Below are 19,106 nucleotides of genomic sequence, written 5' to 3'. Positions count from 1 at the left end.
CGTTTCGCCAGACAAAATCAATCTGTACATCAACGCGCCTTCCCTGGTTCGTTCTGTCTTGGGTGAAGCCACCCTTTCTGTTTTCGGCCTGTTTTTCTGAAAACAGCAAAAACAGAAGCGGTATCCAACTGTATTTTTTTCTGAGAGGCCAAACCCGTTCACTGTTACTTTAGCTCCAGCCTGATGGGGAGGGTCATGCGTACGGGCACGGCCCGTCCGTTCTGGATACCTGGTTTCCAGCGGGGCATTTTTGACAGCACGCGCACCACCTCCTCCTCGGTGCCGTATCCCAGCCCTTTCAGGATAGAGATCTCTGTAAGTTCACCGGTAGGGCTCACCACAAAGCTGGTGACCACGGTTCCTTCCACGCCCTGGCTCTGGGCTGCCCTGGGGTATCTGAGGTTTCTGCCTACAAAGTCCATCAGTTTTTTCATTCCGCCCTCAAATTCCGGCATCTCCTGCACGCTAATGAATATTTCAGTTTTCTCCGGGGCGGTCCCTGCCCCTTCACCAGTGCCGCCGGGGCCTGTACCGGTACCCGCCATTGGGTCATCTATCCTGCCCAACCCATTGCCCTCAGAAGTGACCGTAGAAGCGTTGGCCGTCTTTAGATCTTCCTGCGTAGGAATCTGCTCGTTCCTCACCAGCTGGTCCTGCTCTACTTTATAGGTCACATTTCTGATGGTCTTGCCCGCGGGCTTGGGGCTGGCTGGCTCCTGCTGCCTCACCGGTTCAACTTTTTCTTCTATTTTGGGGAGCTGTACTGAAATCATTTCTCTTAGCCTTGGCTTTGCCTCAGGAACTACCGCCCTGTCATCTTCCCCAAAAAGTTTGGTCCCTATCACGGGTAAACTGATTAACAGGGTAGAAAGGGAGACGGCCATGAGCAGGGCCTGGGACAAGTGCCGGTGGTACAACCTGCGCAGCAGGTAAGCGCCATAGGCTTTGTTTCGCCCGTCAAAGATCATGTCCAGGAGGGTGGCTTGTGGTGCGGTTTTGTTTTCCATGGCGGTAGTGGTTTAAGTAGACAAATGGTTTCTGTTTCGCATAAGATGTCTGCCCCGCTTAATTTCCATAACCTGGCCAATTATAATTTTATCGTTTACCTACAGTTTATGCTTCTATGAAAGCTGGTAAGAAACAAATAGCTTTAAAATTCTGTTAAAAAGGGGAACAGGAATGCTGAAAAATCAATGCTTCTGCTTACTTTGAGTTCTTCTACAAATTAAAGTCTGTTCTCACACCTTTCAACGCCACTTTGCGTTTAAGAGAAAGTATTCCCCCAGAGAAACGGCACTACTTTTGTACATATATTTGCTGACTTTATTTAAATCTAAATATGTTCTCCTTCAAGACGAAACTGGTTGCCTACAGTACTGCTGCCACAGTGGTATTTGGCATCGCTTCCTACAAGCTCCTGGAAAAGGACGGGGTGGCCCGGGACCAGAAGAACGAGGTACTGACCAAGGTACTGGTTCAGGGACTGAGCTCGGCCCACTACTCCCCGGAGCGGCTGGATGATGAATTTTCAAAACACGCCTTTGACTTATACTTGGAGCGCCTGGACTACAACAAGAAATTTTTGCTGCAGCCAGACGTGAACCAGCTCAAAACCTATCAGACCAGCTGGATGATGAATTCAAAAACGGGTCGTTCAAATTTTTTGACCTTTCCATGTCCCTCTTCAAGAACAGACTGAAAGAGGCGGAAGGGTATTACAAGGAAATCTTAGACAAGCCCTTCAATTTTGACCAGGACGAGACCATTGAGGTAAAACCGGAGAACATCAAGTTTGCCGCCACGCCTGCCGCTTTGAAAGAAGAGTGGCGCAAATACCTTAAATACCAGGCGCTGATCAGGGTGGCTGACGCCGTAGACAGCCAGGAGAAAGCAGACACCGCCGGTTCAAAAGAACCCAAGAAGAGCCTGCCTGAGATTGAGGCAGACGCCCGTAAGAAACTGCGGGAGAATTATGACGACCTGTTCAAACGCATGAACCAGTTGGAGAATGAAGACTGGCGCTCTACGTACCTGAACTCATTTGCCAACGTGTATGACCCGCATACTGAATATTTTGCCCCGAAGGAGAAAGAGGATTTTGATTACGAGTTCTCCGGCCGCTTAGAGGGGATTGGTGCGGTGCTGCAGGAGAAAGACGGCTTTATCAGGGTTTCTGAAATCACCCCAGGCAGTCCTTCTTATCTGCAAGGAGACCTCAAACCCGGTGATTTGATCCTGAAAGTTGCCCAGGGCGACCAGGCGCCGGTTGATATACAGGGCATGCGCATAGACAAGGCGGTGAGCCTGATCAGAGGCAAAAAAGGCACAGAAGTTCGCTTAACGGTGAAAAAAGTAGACGGTACCATGAAGGTGATCTCTATCATCAGAGATGTAGTGGTACGGGAAGAGGGCTATGCCAAATCTCTGTTGATCAAAGGCGCCAAACCAATTGGCTACATTCACCTGCCGGGTTTCTACGCTGACTTTAAAAACGCCGGGGGCCGCAACAGCGGCAAAGATGTGGCGGAGGAAATACAGAAACTGAAGCAGGAAAACGCCCAAGGAATCATTCTGGATCTGAGAAACAACGGCGGCGGTTCGTTGCAGGACGTGGTAGACATGGTAGGGCTTTTCATCAAGTCTGGACCGGTGGTACAGGTTAAATCTGCCAACGGCCCGGCGGCAGTGCTGGAAGACCGTGACCCGCAGGTACAGTTCGGCGGCCCGCTGGTAGTGTTGGTGAATGAAAACAGCGCCTCGGCCTCTGAGATTCTGGCGGCCGCCATTCAGGACTATAAGCGCGGGGTGATTGTGGGTTCCTCTACCTATGGCAAAGGAACCGTTCAACAGTTCTTTGATTTAGACCAGGTTTTGCCTGCTTCTTTTGACGCGGTGAAACCACTGGGCCACTTGAAACTGACCACCCAGAAATACTACCGCATTTCTGGTAAAACGGTACAGTTACGCGGGGTTACCCCAGACGTGACGTTGCCAGACACCTACACCTATCTAAAGTATGGGGAAAAGGAACAGGACTACGCGTTGCCGTTTGATGAGATTCAGGGAGCCAAATTCAGCGCCTGGGGCAGCCCCGCTGTTCCTTTTGAGAAGGTGAAGGAATCTTCTAAGAAGAGAATCAACAGCAGCCCTACGTTCTCCTTAATCAACCAGGCCGCTTTACAGCTTAAGGAAAGAACCGAACAGTCTACCCGTTCCCTTAAACTAAGTACCTACTTGGCGCAGGAACGTGCTAATCAGGCGCAGGCCAAGAAACTGGAAGATGCCCGTAAAACCATTCCTGCCCTTGATGTAGCCACTTTGAAGGTAGATGTAAGTAAACTGGCGGCAGACACTGCTGCGTCGGCCCGTTTTCAGGCTTTTACCCGCAACGCTAAGAAAGACTTATATATTCAAGAGGCGGTTTCTATCATCAAAGATATTTTATAGACCAATGAACCTTCTGGCAAAAACGCGCTCTGTTTAGAGCGGCGTTTTTTGTTTGTTTTCTAAAAAACAGGTCAGAAACAGCTACGGGTACATTTGCGCAAACGCCTGCTCCAGATCTTTTATCAGGTAGTCTGCATCTTCCAGCCCAATATAAAACCGCACCAGGTTAAACGGACCAGTTGCGCTGAAAGAATTAGGGTCAACGGTAGCCGCCACCGGAAAGATCAGGGATTCATGCCCGCCCCAGGAGGCGGCCATCAGAAAATGCCGTAGACTGTCGCAGAACCGCTCTATCACCTTCAGGTCTGTTGTGTTCAGCCGAACAGTGAATTGGCCGGTATTGTTTCTCATCTGGGCTTTTGCCAGCTCATACTGCGGGTGCGACGGCAGGAAGGGCCAAAGAATCTCGGCTACTTCTTTCCGTTGTTGTAGATATGCCACCACTTGTCTGGTGGTTTGGGCCACGCGCTCCATTCTCACCGGTAAGGTTCTGAGTCCGCGAATGAGGAGCCAGGCCTCATGGGGTGACAGCACCGCCCCCAGGGTCATGTACTCCGACTTAAAAATACGGTGAATGGCTTCGCGGCTGCCGCACACTATACCACCCATGGCGTCACTGTGGCCGCCAATGTATTTGGTGGCGGAGTGAATGACCAGATCCACTCCCATTTGTGCCGGGTTCTGGAACAACGGTGAGGCAAAACTGTTGTCAATGACAGTGCAGACACTATGTTCCCGTGCTATGGCAGTAACCGCGCGTATATCCTGCAGCTCAAAAGTAAAGGAGTTGGGGCTCTCCAGATAGTAAAGCACTGTATTGTTTTGGGTGGCTCTTCTAAAATTTTCTGCGTCTGTGCCGTCAACCATTGTTACCTCCACGCCAAAGCGCGGAAGAAATTTCAGCATCAGGCTATTGGCCCAGGTGTAGGGCTTTTTGATGCACACTATATGATCTCCCGCTTTCACCCGGGAAAGAACCGCCGCAGACACCGCTGCCATGCCGCTCCCAAAAGCAATGGCCGCTTCTGTTCCTTCCAGAGCCGCTATCTTCTGCTCTAACATGACTACCGTGGGGTTCTTGCCCCGGGTATAGAATGCAACCTCTGTCTCATGTTGCAGCGCATGGCGCATGTCTGCCACTGTTTTACAGGCGAAATTCCCGGTCTGAAAAACGGGGGGCGCAACTGCATTCAAATAAGACTCCCGGTTTTCGCCTAATTCATTAATGATGTAGGAGAGGTCCATAAACGGTTTTATTAGAATATCTTCTACTCCTCATAAGCTGAAAGGGTTTGGGTGGCACATACGGTAGGTTTGCCCCTTAATTGGACTCTATTGCGGCACGTAACCAGCTGGATAACGGCCAACCATTTGCCTTTTCCTGTTTTCGGCCTGTTTTTGAAAAAGTAGCCTGAAAACAGAAAAACCCGCTGGACCTGCTCCTATCTGCTGCTCTCCTCCCCCCACTGTGTTTAAAGCAAAGCCCCTGATAAGAGCGTGTATCATTATGTATTGATTTATACGCCCCACTAGCTGGGCACAGTTCTGCCGAAGTTGTTTCTTAAGCTTTTACCGGTACCGCAGAGGCGTAAAAAAATAAGGGCAAGGTTCCTGCAATGGCATTTGTGGCGCAAAGAAATAATTGACCCAGAGAACCTCAGTGGTGCGTTCCCCATTTCCTTTCTGGATGGGTTAATATGGCGCAGGTGTAGGCGCTCGCCCCTGTTTTTGGTCTACTTTTCCAAAAACAGGAAGCCCGTCTACCCTTACCGCACCAGCAGACGCCTGGCCATGGAAAACAGAGTACTCTAAACTTCTTTTAGTTTTAAATGCCAATAAAAAGCCCACCGTAGGGTGGGCCTTTTTATGCGGTTCAAAAGAAATTAAAACCTGAAACGAAGGTTCGCCTCTACCTGAGGATCAGGCTCGTACCCGTTTTTGTCTTTGGTCAGATCATAAGAGCCCAGAAAGGAAACCCTTTCAGAGATATTGACTCCGCCCATGATGCTCCAGGGTGCCTGTTGCCCAGAGAATTGTCCACCGTTGCGGTGGGTGGCCCCCAAAGACAGGAACTTATAGGTGGCGAGCGCACTGTACTGCTGCCCAAACTCGCCTCCTTTCAGAGGTTTGTCAAAGAAAACAGAAGGGGTGATACTGAACTCGTCTGCCAGCTCTAGCTTATAGCCTGCGGTTAAAAACACCTCCCGCACGTCTTCCCGCTCAGCAGTTTCTGTTAAGTTGAAGTTGGGCTGCAGCAGAGAGGCAAAGGTGGCCCCGGCATAAAAATTACGGATATTCAACCATACCCCAACGTCTACATCTGGTCTCAGGTCATTGTCATGCCCCACCATCTGCTCTTTCACAGGAAGGCCCCTGGTTGCTTCAGCCAAATCAATATTAAGGTATTTTGCTGAGAGCTGGGTACCAACCCCAATGCTGCTATACTCCCCTAATCTGAACCGCTTGGCATACGTCAGCCCTAAACGGCCTAACCAGTAAGGCCCAAACTGGTCATACACGGCTACCACGCCAATCCCGTTTCTGGTGGTATCTCCTACTGCCCCCTGGTAATGGGCAATGACAGACAGCGGCGAGGTGCTTCCTTCTTTCTTGATGGAATTCAAGTGGGTGTTCAGTCCAAACTCACGCTTGCCCTCAGACCCTGCAAAGGCAGGGTTAAGGTAAAAGTAGTTTTGCTGGTAGAGTCTGGGCAGCGTCATACGGTGCTTCTCTATCTGCGCCTGGGCTACTCCTGCCATTAGCAGAAAAGCAACCACCAAAATTTGCTTTAGCTTCATTTTTAATCCTGTATTAAAGGGTACTCTGTCTTTGTAGTTAGACGGTCTTAGAAAGGTTACAATTCTATAAGCTTTAGATGGAGGGATAACCGAAGCCTGCTTCTTAAAGTTCACATTTTTTGCCTTGGTCTAATAACTGGCGGCGGCATCATCGCCTCTGGGGTCTGCCCCTCCCTCCCAGGAACCGTTTGGCAGTCGTAAAATTCCGTCTACACGGCCTATGGCGCTGCGCCCCTGGAACTGGTGCCCGCGCTTCTGCAGCTCTTCCCGCACCTGGCTTTCAATGGCTTTTGGCTCCGGCTCAATTCTATCTGGCAGCCACTGGTGGTGGAACCTGGGGGCGTTTACTGCTTCCTGCATAGTCATGCCATGCTCCAGCACGTTCAGCACCGTTTGAAACACTGAGGTAATAATGGTGGAACCGCCAGGCGTACCTACCACCAGGTGCAACTGACCATCTTTCTCTACAATAGTAGGGGTCATGGAACTGAGCATGCGCTTACCGGGGGCAATGGCGTTGGCTTCGCCGCCAATCAACCCAAACATGTTAGGAACCCCGGGCTTTGCGCTAAAATCATCCATCTCATTGTTCAGCAGGAAACCCGCCCCTTCTACCACCACTTTAGAACCATAATTCCCATTTAAGGTGGTGGTGATGGAAGCTGCGTTACCCCACTTGTCAACAATGCTGTAATGCGTGGTCTGGTCACTTTCATAGGCCAACAGCTTTCCAGCCATAATCTGGTCTGAAGGAGTGGCGTTTTGCATTTGCAGGGAAGACATACGCTGCCTTAGGTAGGCTGGCGCTAGGAGTTTGTCAACGGGTACCTGAAAGAAGTCCGGGTCTCCCAGGTAGGTGGCGCGGTCAGCATATACCCTTCGTTCTGCCTCCACCATCACGTGAACTGTATTAGCCGATTGCCACCCCCAGCCAGACAGGTCATAGGGCTCCACCATTTTCAGCAACTGCACCAGGGCAACACCTCCGCTGGAGGGCGGGGGCATGGATATTACTTTATACCCTTTATAAGAACCGGTAACCGGCGTTCTCCAGACTGACTGGTAATTCTTCAGGTCCTGGGCTGAAATAATACCGCCGCCGCGGTTCATTTCTTTCACCAGTAAAGTAGCTGTTTCACCTTCATAAAACCCAGCTCTCCCGTTGTCCCGGATGCGCTCTAACGTCTTTGCCAGCTCTGGCAACGGTAGTACATCTCCCTGCTGCCATGGTTTCTCCCGCACAAGATGGGTTGGAAATTTATTGGCACGTACAAATTCTTCTTTGGTCTGGTTTAACCCACGGGCCTCCTTCTCGGTGAGCACCACGCCTTTCTGGGCCAGGTCAATAGAAGGCTGCAACACCTCGGCCCAGCTCAGACTCCCCAGCTTCTGGTGCATGGTAAACAGACCATCTACCGCCCCCGGAACCCCCACGGCTAAGTGCCCCAGGGTACTGGCATCTGGGCGTACATTGCCCTGAGCGTCTAAGTACATATCACGGGTTGCCGCTGCGGGCGCCTTCTCTCTGTAGTCAAGGGCTCCTATCTCACCATTGTGCTTACGGTAGACCAGAAAGCCACCGCCTCCAATATTTCCCGCCACCGGAAAAGCGACGGCTAAGGCAAACCCGGTGGCCACGGCCGCATCATAAGCGTTACCTCCCTTTTTAAGAATCTCCAGTCCAATTCTGGTAGCCTCCGGGTGGGCGCTGACCACCATCCCGTTAGCACCCACGGCCCCCCTGGTTGAACCGGCAGCCGGCTTAGGGGTTTCTGTGGTGCGGCAACCGCCCCATAACAAGGATAAGACCAGGAGGTACGAGACTAAAAAACGGGTTTTCATGTTTCGGGGCTATTTTATGTCAATACTTCGGACAATTCTAAAAGGCAAAAAGAGGCTTTAGAGGCTATAAATGGGGTTTAAGTAATTATATGTCAGTTAGGTATTTCCCAAAAGGGAGAAAAACCATTGGATGCTAAACCTGTACATGCCCTCAAACGCTACTAACGCACTTTTTCTACTCATCTAAACTGTCCGAAGTATTGATGTAAAAGAGCTGAAAAACAACTTTAGTGAACCAACAAAATCAAATACAGGCGCTAAAGTAAAGCAATAATTAGCGCATAAAAAAAGGCCAGCCGAAATGGGACGGCTGGCCTTTGAAGAGAATACGGACAATTAGTTCTTCACAATTCTGGTTTGGTAGGTTTGCCCCCCTGTCTGAACTTTTACTACATACATACCGGCGGCAGCTGTACGGAGCTTACGGCTCAGTTGGTTGTTCAGGGTTAGTTCTGAACCAACGGCTTGCAGGATCATTTCACCCCGTACACTGTACACCTGTAAAGTAAGGTTATTCTGTTTGCCCAAAGAGGCAGGAAGTTGCAAAGTAGCCGCCCCACTGGTTGGGTTAGGGCTTACCCCAAAGTTACCAGCCAGAGCATCTGCCACCCCCAGCGGCGTATCATCATTCTCTATAGTGTAAACAAACGTTTTGGCGGTTCCAATCTCCTGGTGGCTCCCTACAGCTGTGATCTCAAAACTGATGGTTTCATTTTCTTCTATCACCAGATCGTTGACAGGTGTCAGGATGAAAGAAGCGGTGGTCTGCCCGGCAGGTACCGTCAAACTGATAGCATTATTATTGACGGCTGGCGTGGTGGTGTAGTCTGTAGTGTAGGCTACTCCGGCACCGTTGGTAACCGTGAGGGTAATTGTCTGGCTCACCGGGCTTGGCTTGTTCATAGACAACTCTACCGTTTGGCCTCCTAAACGCTCCTGTTTAGAGGCTGAGGCGGCCACAAAAGAAACTGTGGCTTTGTCATTATCTGTGATTTTAAGGCCCGCTGTTTTCAGTGTCCCGATGGTCAACAGGTTGCCTACCTCCACAATCTCCAGATCAAGTGTTTCGTCTAACTCTACTTCGGCATCATCTGTGATGTTAATGTCAAAGGAAACAGAGGTGGCGTTGGCCGGAAGCGTAAGGGTGACCACGTCATTGGTAGCTGCGGGCGACAAGGTATAATCACCGGCGGAGGCAGAACCGTTACCGCTTACCTTCACTTTAATGGTTTGCTCAGAAGCAACCGCCTCTGCCACATTCAAGGTAATGGTGGCTTTGCCCGCTCCCTCTGCCTTGGTTTGGTTGGCCTGGGCAAACGTTACCAACGGAGTGCTGGAAGTGAAGGCAAATCTGGCAGAAATTGGAAGATGGTCTGAGGTGGTGCTGGAATAATTAGTCACATAGGTTCTTGGATCTTCAATGGTGATGGAACTAGCCACATAGTCATCAATTAATTCATTCGAAATGATAATGTGGTCCAGGAAACTGTTTGAGCTTGGGAAAGTAGAGGCACCGGCCGCGCTTAAATCATAGGTCAAGGCTTTATAACGGGCAGCATCTTCTATCATAGACTGGTAGGTACTTGGGTAACCGGTTCTTATTGACTTGGCAATATCATCATTGTAGTCTCCTAAAATAACAATGTTGGCGTTGCCATAATGGGCGTTTAGAGAGTCAGTTAATACTTGAATATCTACTTTTCTGCGGTCATAGTCATCTGGTTGTCCTCCAGATTTGGCATGAACGTCAATAACGTGCAAACGCTGGGTTTTACCATTTATGGTCACGTCAAAAATCCCCAGATACGGCAAGCGGCCAGATGACCAGAAACTGTCATTTATAAGAGTAGTTTTCTTAGCCACGGCATCTCTATACAGATTTTCAAACATCACTCTGAAGGAAACAGGTTGTACAGTGGCAGTATTGTAAATGAAGCCTATCTTCTGAGCGGGGAATGGGTCTGTGCTAGTGTTTGGTTTGATGGAATATGAATATACTGGTGAGATGCTCTTTGCATACGTACCTGGCAATTTGGCTATCATTTCATCCAGGGCAGACTCATCACTGATCTCTTCTACCCCAACAATATCCATGTTCATTTTCTTGAACACCTCGGCAGCATTTTCTATTTGCAACGTTCTGTTTTTAGGTCCGAAACTTCCTTCAATCTGTGTTCCATTACCAAAGAACTGCATGTTGTAAGCGGCAATGTCAAAAGTCTCAGATTTTGGAAGGGAGTTTCCAATCAATGTAATTCCCTCTTCAGTAAGAGAAGAACCTGCAAATGAAATTTTCCCAGTGATCAACATCTCTTTTGTTGTAGGAGCAAATACCACTGAAATGGTTTGTCCTTGAAGGGCGTCTGCTTCTTGCACCACTATGCTTTGCGCATAGGTATCTCCGCTAGCTTTTAGCTTAAAACCAGCTGGGGCGGTAACGGTGATATTTCCATTTCCTTTTGCATTGAAGGTAAACATTTGGGGAGCAGAAGTATTTCCGCTTACTACCTCCCCAAAATTCAATGAGGCAATTGGCAGGTTGTAATAGGCCGCTTTGTCTTCTACTTTAAAATTATCAATGGTCCATCTAGAAGAAGCCGTGGCCGTTGACGTATAGACGAAAGCCACATACACATTGGCTTGTTTGGGTAACTCTATGTTTGGAGAAATTGTCCAGATGCTGCTGTTTGAAGCCGGAAAAACGTTGGGTACCTCTGTCCAGGTGGCCACTTGAGGATTTCCTGAACCCGTGTAATTAGTGGAATACATCAATTTCAACTGATTACCCGCAAACGCTGAAATAGAGGCAAATTGCAGCACTGGGTAATTAGTAAAGCTTGCTAAATCTAAAGCAGGTGAAATCAACCAGTCTTCATTCACATTATTTGCCCCATTTACAAATCCATTGATTTGAGCGGCTTTATCTGGGGTGGAGGCATTACATCCTGTTAAACAAGTCTGGCCGAAGTTGGTGCTTGCCCATACCTGAGCACCAGATACGCTATACTGGCTCCAGCCGCTCTTGGTTAAGAAGGCAGGGTCATTGAAATCTTGTACATAGGGGTTATAGCTGCTTCCGGTCAAGGCCACTGTTACATTTTGAGCACCGGCCGAAGAATGGGTAATAGTTCCGGTATTTTCTGAGGTAGCTGTTGGAGCAAAGCGTACAAACACTTTTTCACCTCCATCTGCCTCCGCTTGGGTAAAAGAAATTGGAGTAGTTCCAAAAATGCCTTGTGCTGCGTTTTCACCTTTGGCTATCTGGTAAGGTCCTGTAACAGAGATTGTAATACTTTCAGTCAGGTTCCATGCATCAATCTCATATGATTGCACAGGTGAAAAGCTATTCATTCCTGTTAACGGGAACGTCAGACTGCTAACAGCTGCAGATATACTTGGAGCCACTGGATTGAAGGTAGTGAACGTCCAGCTGTTCCCGGTAACCCCTCCAAAGAAATTGCCAGCCAGATCTTTAAAGGCATTATTGGCTACTGTGATAGTGTATACCGTGTTAGGAGCCAGCGTTATATCCCTTAGAATAGCTCTGTTCCCAGAGGTTTCATTGCCCTGGTCTTTGGTGCTCTTTGTCATAGAGCCTCCGTTCCAATTAAATGTTACCTCACCCGTACCCGCAACTATGGGTTCGTTAAAGTTTAAGATCAGATCAATCTTGGTATCAACGCCTGTTGCACCAGTGGCGGGAGTAGTAGTTGACAGAGTTGGTGCTGTATCATCTGTTTGACTACCAGCAGTAACTTGATTCCAGGTAGCACCAACTTTTATCGCATCAACCAGCAAAGTAGGTGCGTTTGAGGCACTTCCTTGTCTTAATGCAATAGTGCCTATATTGGCGGGGTCAGTTCCACCTGTGGCGCTAATGTAAGCCGTGGCAGGCTCACTTGCATTTAATGCTGGGTTTACAAACACCTGCACAACATCATTGGAGCTTCCTGAAACAAAAGAATGCTTTACCACTACTAGGTAAGTTCTATTTAGCTCTAAAACTTCTGTTCCGTAAGAAGGAGAAGTGGAGGAAATACTAGCGCCTAACACCAACCCTCCCGTTGCACTTTTAGCAAAAACTCTTGGCACGAAATTACTACCTAACGTAGCAGGCCCCAGATGCAGAAAATAATCACCTGCAGTTTGTACAGCTGAAAAGTTAACCAGGAAAGAAGTATAGAGAGCCCCTGACGTAAAGGAAGCCCCCAAGGATTTGCTGATGTCTTCCCCAGTTGAATTTAACTGTACAGCCCTTCCTACGTCTGAACCAATCAGGTTTAAATAACTAAGACCATTGTTCTGTACTTTGATAACATTGGTTCCACCACTACTATGAGCAGTCCAACCATTTTCTGTAAGGGCGACATCATTGTTATAAACAAAGTCCTCGTTAAAAGTTTGTCCCAACACATCACCACTACCTCCTAGCCAGAGACCAGCCATGAGAAGCAGACTTAATTTTTGTAAATGTTTAATCATAATTATTGGTTTGAGAGGAAATAACAGAGGTAACCAGCATCAAGAACAGCGTATGTTTGTGCAAGCTGGTGAGCTTCAGCTTTTATAAACAAAAGTAACTAATAGACTTATTCCCTATGTTATGCTTTGGTTATTTTTATTCTATCATATTGTCCATTCTAAAAATTGAATGGAGGGTCTCAACCAGCGTCAGCCCCCATTCCCCTAGCTGGTTATCTTTTCACCTGGTAGTGTTTAGCCCTCTCAACTTACTTTTTACTATTTCTTTCTTGGTGTTAAGCGTTGGCTTTTCGCCAGCGTTTCTGGGCTACTTTTTAAAAAACAGCCCAGAAACAGAAATCCTCTAGCCAAAAGGCAAAGCATGCACGTATGCCTGTGACAAAGAGAGACCCATCCTCATTTTCATTACATAAAACACTTTATAAACACCTGTGTATCACATACTTAAACCCATAAACAAATACTCGGAAATGCAACTCTGCCCCTCTGGAATTTGTTCTAAAAACATGAAGAAGGTGACAGATGAAAACGTGATTCCGCTCTTCCCAGAGGAGCCCCAAACCCAGGATTCTGCTTGGCGGAAGTCTATTCCCGCCCAGGTGTTCCTGAACTATTTTTTTGCCATTAACTACCATATCAACCATAGCCAGGAAAATGCTACACTTCAGAATCAGGTATTTTTCCGGCAGCATGCCGCTGATTTGACTGAGCAGGACCTGCAGGCGCTTACCAAGATGCTCCACAACAGCTGGAGCACCGAGTATGCTTTAAGAGCCACCGCCGAACTGGGCGACGAGACTTACCTGCGAAACGCCCTGCACTGGACTTTTCCGCAGGCATATTATGCCGTGTTTGCCGGTCTGCAGGCGTTCCTGTACACCTTGGGCATTAAAACAAACCAGGAAGCGGTAATCAGAAGAGAAGCTGGCCGACTGGTGGTGAAAAACGCCTACCCCAGAACTATTGGTTTCTATGCGGCCGGTCCCTATCATGATTTCAGTATTCACAGGCTGCCTTTGGCCGGGTACAAGGCGGGCCTGCAGATAGCCGGTAAAGAGATAGAGGCGCAGGCGCAAATTGGCCAGTTCCTGAGAACCACCAGAAAATTGGCGGCCACCACCATTAGGCAGCAGGTACAGAACAACCCGGCTACCGCCATCAGGAGCAGCAAAACAGGCCAGGTGCTGGATAAATGGTCAGTACAGCACTGGCAGCAGATTACGTGGCGCATGGGGTATACTACCCTGTTTGACCTTTTAAGCCGACTGCGCATCTCCTCGTCTCACAAAGAAATAGACCGCTTTGTAGAGGCCCAGATTGATTTCAGGCTGTTTCATGAGTCCCTGCTTGAAATTGTGAGTTACCTGAACGGGATTCATGAAAGTTACGTGGCCAAAGCCATGGGCATAGAGAAGTACCGGCAGCTGGTACAGGAGCTGCCCCCGCACCTACAAAACCGCTTTGTGGAGGCGCGCTTGAAAACGCAGGTAGGCCCACTGTTCCAAGGCGGCGCTACGCTGCAGTTAGCGGTTGCCGCATAATATTTAATAGCAGAACTTTACGCGCGGTTTCTGTTTTCGGCCTGTTTTATGAAAAACAGCGAAAACGTTTATATCCTTCCCCTTGTCAATGGAGTGTTGCCCGCTGCTTTTGTGTCTTTAAAGTAAAAACGGCTTAGAGCTTTCTGTTGTATTTAGGGGCGCCGGCGTGCGCTTGTGCGGCCGTTTTAGGGCTGTTTTCAGAAAAATAGCCCTAAAACGGCGGCAAAAGCGCACGCCTGCGCGCTATAAACGCTTCCAGAGAGAAAGAGCCGGTTCTTATTCTAGCACCAGATTATTCATGGCTGAACCGCTCAATTTTAACACCTTTCGCCCCTGCTTCTTTCAACGCCTCCTCGGCACAGTGCCTGATCTGGTTTAATTTCAGGGCATGGCCCTCAAACAAGGCCAGAACTTCAGGGGCAACAGAGGCAGGGTCTGCGGCGGCCTGCATTTGCCCCGCCTGCTCAATGGTAAAGCACAACGCTTTGATCTTCTCGCCTTTGAACCTCACCTGCGAAGCATTGAACTTGATCAGGTTCTGCTTGAGGTAATCCCGTACAAAGTCCCCTTCGTCAATGTCTGTCTCGGCCAGCCGCACCACTTCCTGAAAGCTCCGTTTGTGCAGAAACTCCTTCAGGGTGGGGTGCAACGCCTTCCTTATGTCGGGGTCGCTGATTTGGTGGGCGTAGATTAAAATGTTGAAAATCCAGCGAAGGGTGCCGTCATTCTCTTCAAAAATCAAGTTCAATTCACATTTCATAGTTTTCGTATTGGGGGATCAACCTTGTCTTAAACGGGCAAAAGGCGGCAAAGATTAAAACGGTCCGCCAGGCACCGTGCACACCCCCCGGGTATACCTTGGGCAACCACCCCTTCGGCATCATTTTCTGGGGCCCAGTCGTTTTCTTTAAAATGCGTAAAATGGGAACAACAGTCCTTTTGCAGCAGCTTTAAACCCAGTACTTATGGAATTCAGAAAAGTAGGAGCAACAGATTTAGAAGTATCAGTATTAACGTTTGGCGCCTGGGCCGCCGGCGGCTGGATGTGGGGCGGGACCGAACGCCAGGAAGCCGTAGCCGCCATCAAAGCAGCCGTTGACCACGGCATGACCTCTATAGACACCGCGCCTATCTACGGCCAGGGCCTGAGCGAAGAGATAGTGGGCGAAGCCATCAAAGGCATCCCGCGCGACCAGGTGCAGATCCTGACCAAATTTGGCATGCGCTGGGACTTGGCCCAAGGCGACTTTGCCATGCACAGCCAGGACAACCAGGGTAACCCCATTGATGTCTATAAATACGCGGGTCGCGAAAGCATCATCAAAGAATGCGAAGACAGCCTGCGGCGCCTGGGCACTGACTACATTGACCTCTACCAGATACACTGGCCAGACGTGACCACGCCCATTCAGGAGACGTTTGAGGCGGTGGCCCAGCTTCTCAAAGAGGGGAAAATACGGCAAGCCGGCGTGAGCAACTACAGCGTGGCCCAAATGCAGGAGGCTGAAAAGTACGTGACCTTGGCCTCCAACCAAGTGCCCTACAGCATGGTGCACCGTGACATTGAAGCCGATGTGGTGCCCTACTGTCTGGAAAACAACAAAGCCATTCTGGCCTACAGCCCCCTGGAGCGCGGCCTTCTCACCGGCAAAATCAAACCCGGCCACCACTTCAACGAAGGCGATCACCGCGCTCAGTTACCCGTCTACCAGCCAAACAACCTGGAAAAGGTGAATCAGTTCCTGGACAATATCCGGCCGCTGGCCGAAGACAAAAACGCCACCCTCGGCCAATTGGTATTACGCTGGACTATTGCCCAACCCGGCATCACCATTGCCCTGGTGGGCGCCCGCAACGCCGGGCAAACCATCCAGAACGCCAAAGCCATGGACCTGCACTTATACCCTCAGGAGCTGGCTTTCATCACCAGTGAACTTGACAAACTGGAATTAGCATAAATCAGGAGCCATTCCTTCTGTTTTGGAGCTGTTTTCAGAAAAACAGCTCAAAAACGCCTTTAGATAAAAGGCCTCAAGAGACACCCCTTCTCCTGAGGCCTTCTGTTTCTGGCCTGTTTTCAGCAAAACAGGCCAGAAACGGGAATTGGAACAGACGCCGCAGGTTCTCCGGATGGCATGGGGTGTCAGGAGCTGGCGGAACTGCGGGAGCAGGCGCCATAAAACCCACCCCAACCCCTCCCGGGAAGGGAATATCGAAGTGAGTCCTGAGTCTTGAGTCCTGAGTCCTTTCTTTTTGTCCCTAGGCAATTCAGTACGAATGAAGCAGCAATGCCTGGTTGGGCTGCCGCGCCGCGAGAGCAGCCAGAGACCGCCCATCATTTGTAGGCACGCGTCTGGAGACTCACGCCAGCGGGTGAGTATCAGCTGGAGTTAGAAGGCACGGAAGTAACTTCCGCGCCATAGAGGGCAGAAGAAGCAGAAGTAATGTGAGGCTGCCGCCCCATGGAAGCTGAAAGCTTCCGCCATTGTAGGTCCAAGTTGGAAACTTGAACCAGAGAAAGCGGCAAACAAGCAACAATAAGTAAGCAAGCAAACAACAATGAACAATCAACACTTCTGCTGGTGGCACCTCTGTAAATTAGCACTTCTGCCCCTGGCTGATGTGCGCAGCACGGGCTCGTCTCAGGCTAGCGGGGCAGCAGCAGCTACCTGCAGAGGCAGACATAACAGCACAAGCAGCTACAGTAAAGGAACCAAACCAGTCCTGGGGGTGAGCGCCTCTGTTAATACGGTGCCGCTCCAGCGGCAAGGCCGGAGGGCCTAGTTTTAACAGCAGTGCTCACCGCCAGGACTGGGCCCCGCGGCCGTGAGCGCTTACCGGAGGCAATGCAACAGCAATGGGATTTCGCTCCGGAGCAAACGCCAAAGCCATGGGAAACAGCAGACCACGTGTTCCTAAAATAAAGGCACTGCTGCAAGCGGCAAAGCCAAGGGAACAGCGAACTACACATTCCAACAGCAGCAGTAATGGAACAGAATAGACTATGAGGCACCGCATCAAACACCCCCGCCAAGGGAACAACTCACTACGCATTGCCACTGCTGCAACCGAAAGCCCGCTCATACGGCACAGCATCTATATTCTCCGCTACATGCTCACTGCAACCGGAGCAACCCTGAACGCCTGGGGTGCGGAAAAAAACATTCCCCTTTCCGCCCATTCCTCCAAACAACCTTGGCCTAACTCCAGAAACCCATTTATAAACCGCTTCTAACAAGGATTCCCTCCCATTCCCCTGTATTCTGCAAATTATTTCCGAAATTCGCGGTTTGATTTATAGAATCCACTGAATAAGACGTTTCCATGCATTTAAGCGAACAGGAACTGCGCCGGCGCCATGAGCGCGAAGAGCTCCAGAAGATGGGCATCAACCCCTATCCCTCAGAACTTTTTGACGTGACCGCCACGGCCAAGGAAATAAAGGAAAACTTCAATCCCGAGCAGAATAATTATCAGGAGGTAAGCCTGGCAGGCCGCATGATGAGCCGCCGCATCATGGGCAAGGCCTCGTTTGCCGAGCTCATGGACAGCACGGGCCGCATCCAGATTTATGTAAGCCGTGATGACATCGCCCCGGGCGAAGACAAGGACCTGTACAACACTGTGTTCAAGAAGATGCTGGACATTGGCGACTTCATCGGGATCAAAGGCTACGTGTTCAAGACGCAGGTAGGTGAAACCTCGGTACACGTGACCGAGCTGAAACTGCTGGCCAAGTCCCTGAAACCGTTGCCTATTGTAAAGCGCGAAGTAGACGAGAACGGCGTAGAGCACGTGTATGATGCCTTCTCAGACCCGGAACTGCGCTACCGCCAGCGCTACGTAGACCTGGTGGTGAACCCTGACGTGCGCGATACCTTCATCAAGCGCACCAGGCTGGTGAACACCATGCGCGAGTACCTGAACGAGCGCGGTTACCTGGAGGTGGAAACCCCCATCCTGCAGCCGCTGTACGGCGGTGCCGCCGCCCGTCCGTTCAAGACGCACCACAACACCCTGGACATGACTCTGTACCTGCGCATCGCCAATGAGCTGTACCTGAAGCGTCTGATTGTGGGCGGTTTTGACGGCGTGTACGAGTTCTCCAAAGACTTTAGAAACGAAGGCATGAGCCGTTTCCACAACCCGGAGTTCACCCAGGTGGAGCTGTACGTGGCCTACAAAGACTACTACTGGATGATGGACCTGGTGGAGGAAATGGTGGAGCGCGTGGCCATTGCCCTGCACGGCACCACTGAAGTGCAGGTGGGAGAGAACGTGATCAACTTCGCCCGCCCCTGGAAACGTTTCACCATGTTTGAGGCCATTGAGCACTTCACCGGCATTGACATCTCTGCCATGGACGAGCCGCAACTGCGTGAAACCGCCGCCAGCCTGGGCATCAAACTGGACCCGAACATTGGCAAAGGCAAGATCATTGATGAAATCTTCGGGGAGAAGTGCGAAGGCAAATTGATCCAGCCTACGTTCATCACCGACTACCCTGTAGAAATGAGCCCGCTGGCCAAGAAGCACCGCAGCAAAGAAGGTCTGGTGGAGCGTTTTGAGGCCATCTGCAACGGCAAGGAAATCTGTAACTCCTTCTCTGAGCTCAACGACCCCATTGACCAGCGCGCCCGCTTTGAGGAGCAACTGGAACTGGGCAAACGCGGCGACACAGAGGCCATGGTGCTGGATGAAGACTTCCTGCGTGCCCTGGAGTACGGCATGCCGCCAACCGCCGGTCTGGGCATTGGCATTGACCGCCTCAGCATGATCATGACCAACTCACACTCTATCCAGGACGTATTGTTCTTCCCGCAAATGAAACCGGAGCGCCAATCGGAGTAATGTGCTAATTTTCAATGGGTTGTGGGGCTGTTTTTCAATTTTCAGATTTGAGAATGTTCCCTGAGCAATAGTGCCATGAAAACAGAAATGCCGTCTCTTTTAATTGGGACGGCATTTCTGTTTTCGCGCTTGTTCGAACCAAAGC

General features: G+C 50.0%; 10 protein-coding genes and 1 pseudogene. 5 read left to right on the top strand and 6 right to left on the bottom strand.

The annotated features are described in order from the left end of the window. Positions 1–164: 164 nt before the first annotated feature. Entirely contained in the window at positions 165–1,007 is an 843-nt protein-coding gene (locus A8O25_RS19980; RefSeq protein WP_066838911.1) for an energy transducer TonB, read from the bottom strand. A 332-nt stretch (positions 1,008–1,339) separates the two neighbouring features. Here A8O25_RS19980 and A8O25_RS24415 point away from each other — a divergent pair. After that, positions 1,340–2,025, top strand: a pseudogene (locus A8O25_RS24415) (tail-specific protease); the annotation flags it as partial. A gap of 24 nt (positions 2,026–2,049) precedes the next feature. Then, complete coding sequence (locus A8O25_RS19975) at positions 2,050–3,447, top strand: carboxy terminal-processing peptidase (protein WP_420911800.1); 1,398 nt, start codon at positions 2,050–2,052, stop codon at positions 3,445–3,447. An 81-nt stretch (positions 3,448–3,528) separates the two neighbouring features. Here A8O25_RS19975 and A8O25_RS19970 read toward each other — a convergent pair whose 3' ends face one another. The 4 genes from A8O25_RS19970 to A8O25_RS19945 form a co-directional block, all read right to left on the bottom strand. Next, positions 3,529–4,692, bottom strand: coding sequence for a trans-sulfuration enzyme family protein (locus A8O25_RS19970; protein ID WP_066838904.1), 1,164 nt, complete (start codon positions 4,690–4,692; stop codon positions 3,529–3,531). A 638-nt stretch (positions 4,693–5,330) separates the two neighbouring features. Next, positions 5,331–6,245, bottom strand: a complete 915-nt coding sequence (locus A8O25_RS19955; RefSeq protein WP_066838894.1) for a PorP/SprF family type IX secretion system membrane protein — start codon at positions 6,243–6,245, stop codon at positions 5,331–5,333. 129 nt (positions 6,246–6,374) lie between these two features. Continuing rightward, positions 6,375–8,087 carry a gamma-glutamyltransferase gene (gene ggt / locus A8O25_RS19950; protein ID WP_082893782.1) on the bottom strand — a complete coding sequence of 571 codons (1,713 nt, stop codon included), beginning with the start codon at positions 8,085–8,087 and terminating at the stop codon, positions 6,375–6,377. A 336-nt stretch (positions 8,088–8,423) separates the two neighbouring features. Then, positions 8,424–12,062, bottom strand: coding sequence for an Ig-like domain-containing protein (locus A8O25_RS19945; protein WP_161947798.1), 3,639 nt, complete (start codon positions 12,060–12,062; stop codon positions 8,424–8,426). A 1,013-nt stretch (positions 12,063–13,075) separates the two neighbouring features. Between A8O25_RS19945 and A8O25_RS19940 the strand changes: the two genes are divergently transcribed. Continuing rightward, positions 13,076–14,110, top strand: coding sequence for a hypothetical protein (locus A8O25_RS19940; protein WP_066838885.1), 1,035 nt, complete (start codon positions 13,076–13,078; stop codon positions 14,108–14,110). A 292-nt stretch (positions 14,111–14,402) separates the two neighbouring features. Here the strand turns inward: A8O25_RS19940 and A8O25_RS19935 are convergent, their stop codons facing one another. After that, positions 14,403–14,870 carry a hypothetical protein gene (locus tag A8O25_RS19935; protein WP_153042846.1) on the bottom strand — a complete coding sequence of 156 codons (468 nt, stop codon included), beginning with the start codon at positions 14,868–14,870 and terminating at the stop codon, positions 14,403–14,405. Between the two features lie 205 nt (positions 14,871–15,075). Here A8O25_RS19935 and A8O25_RS19930 point away from each other — a divergent pair, with 205 nt between their 5' ends. Next, positions 15,076–16,068, top strand: coding sequence for an aldo/keto reductase (locus A8O25_RS19930; RefSeq protein WP_066838878.1), 993 nt, complete (start codon positions 15,076–15,078; stop codon positions 16,066–16,068). A gap of 1,366 nt (positions 16,069–17,434) precedes the next feature. Continuing rightward, positions 17,435–18,961, top strand: a complete 1,527-nt coding sequence (lysS, locus tag A8O25_RS19915; protein ID WP_066838869.1) for a lysine--tRNA ligase — start codon at positions 17,435–17,437, stop codon at positions 18,959–18,961. Positions 18,962–19,106: the final 145 nt, after the last annotated feature.

The organism is Rufibacter ruber (assembly GCF_001647275.1).
Taxonomy (GTDB): Bacteria; Bacteroidota; Bacteroidia; order Cytophagales; family Hymenobacteraceae; genus Nibribacter; species Nibribacter ruber_C.
Note: the sequence above shows the minus strand (reverse complement) of the source record. Positions and strands in the feature narration are given on the sequence as shown.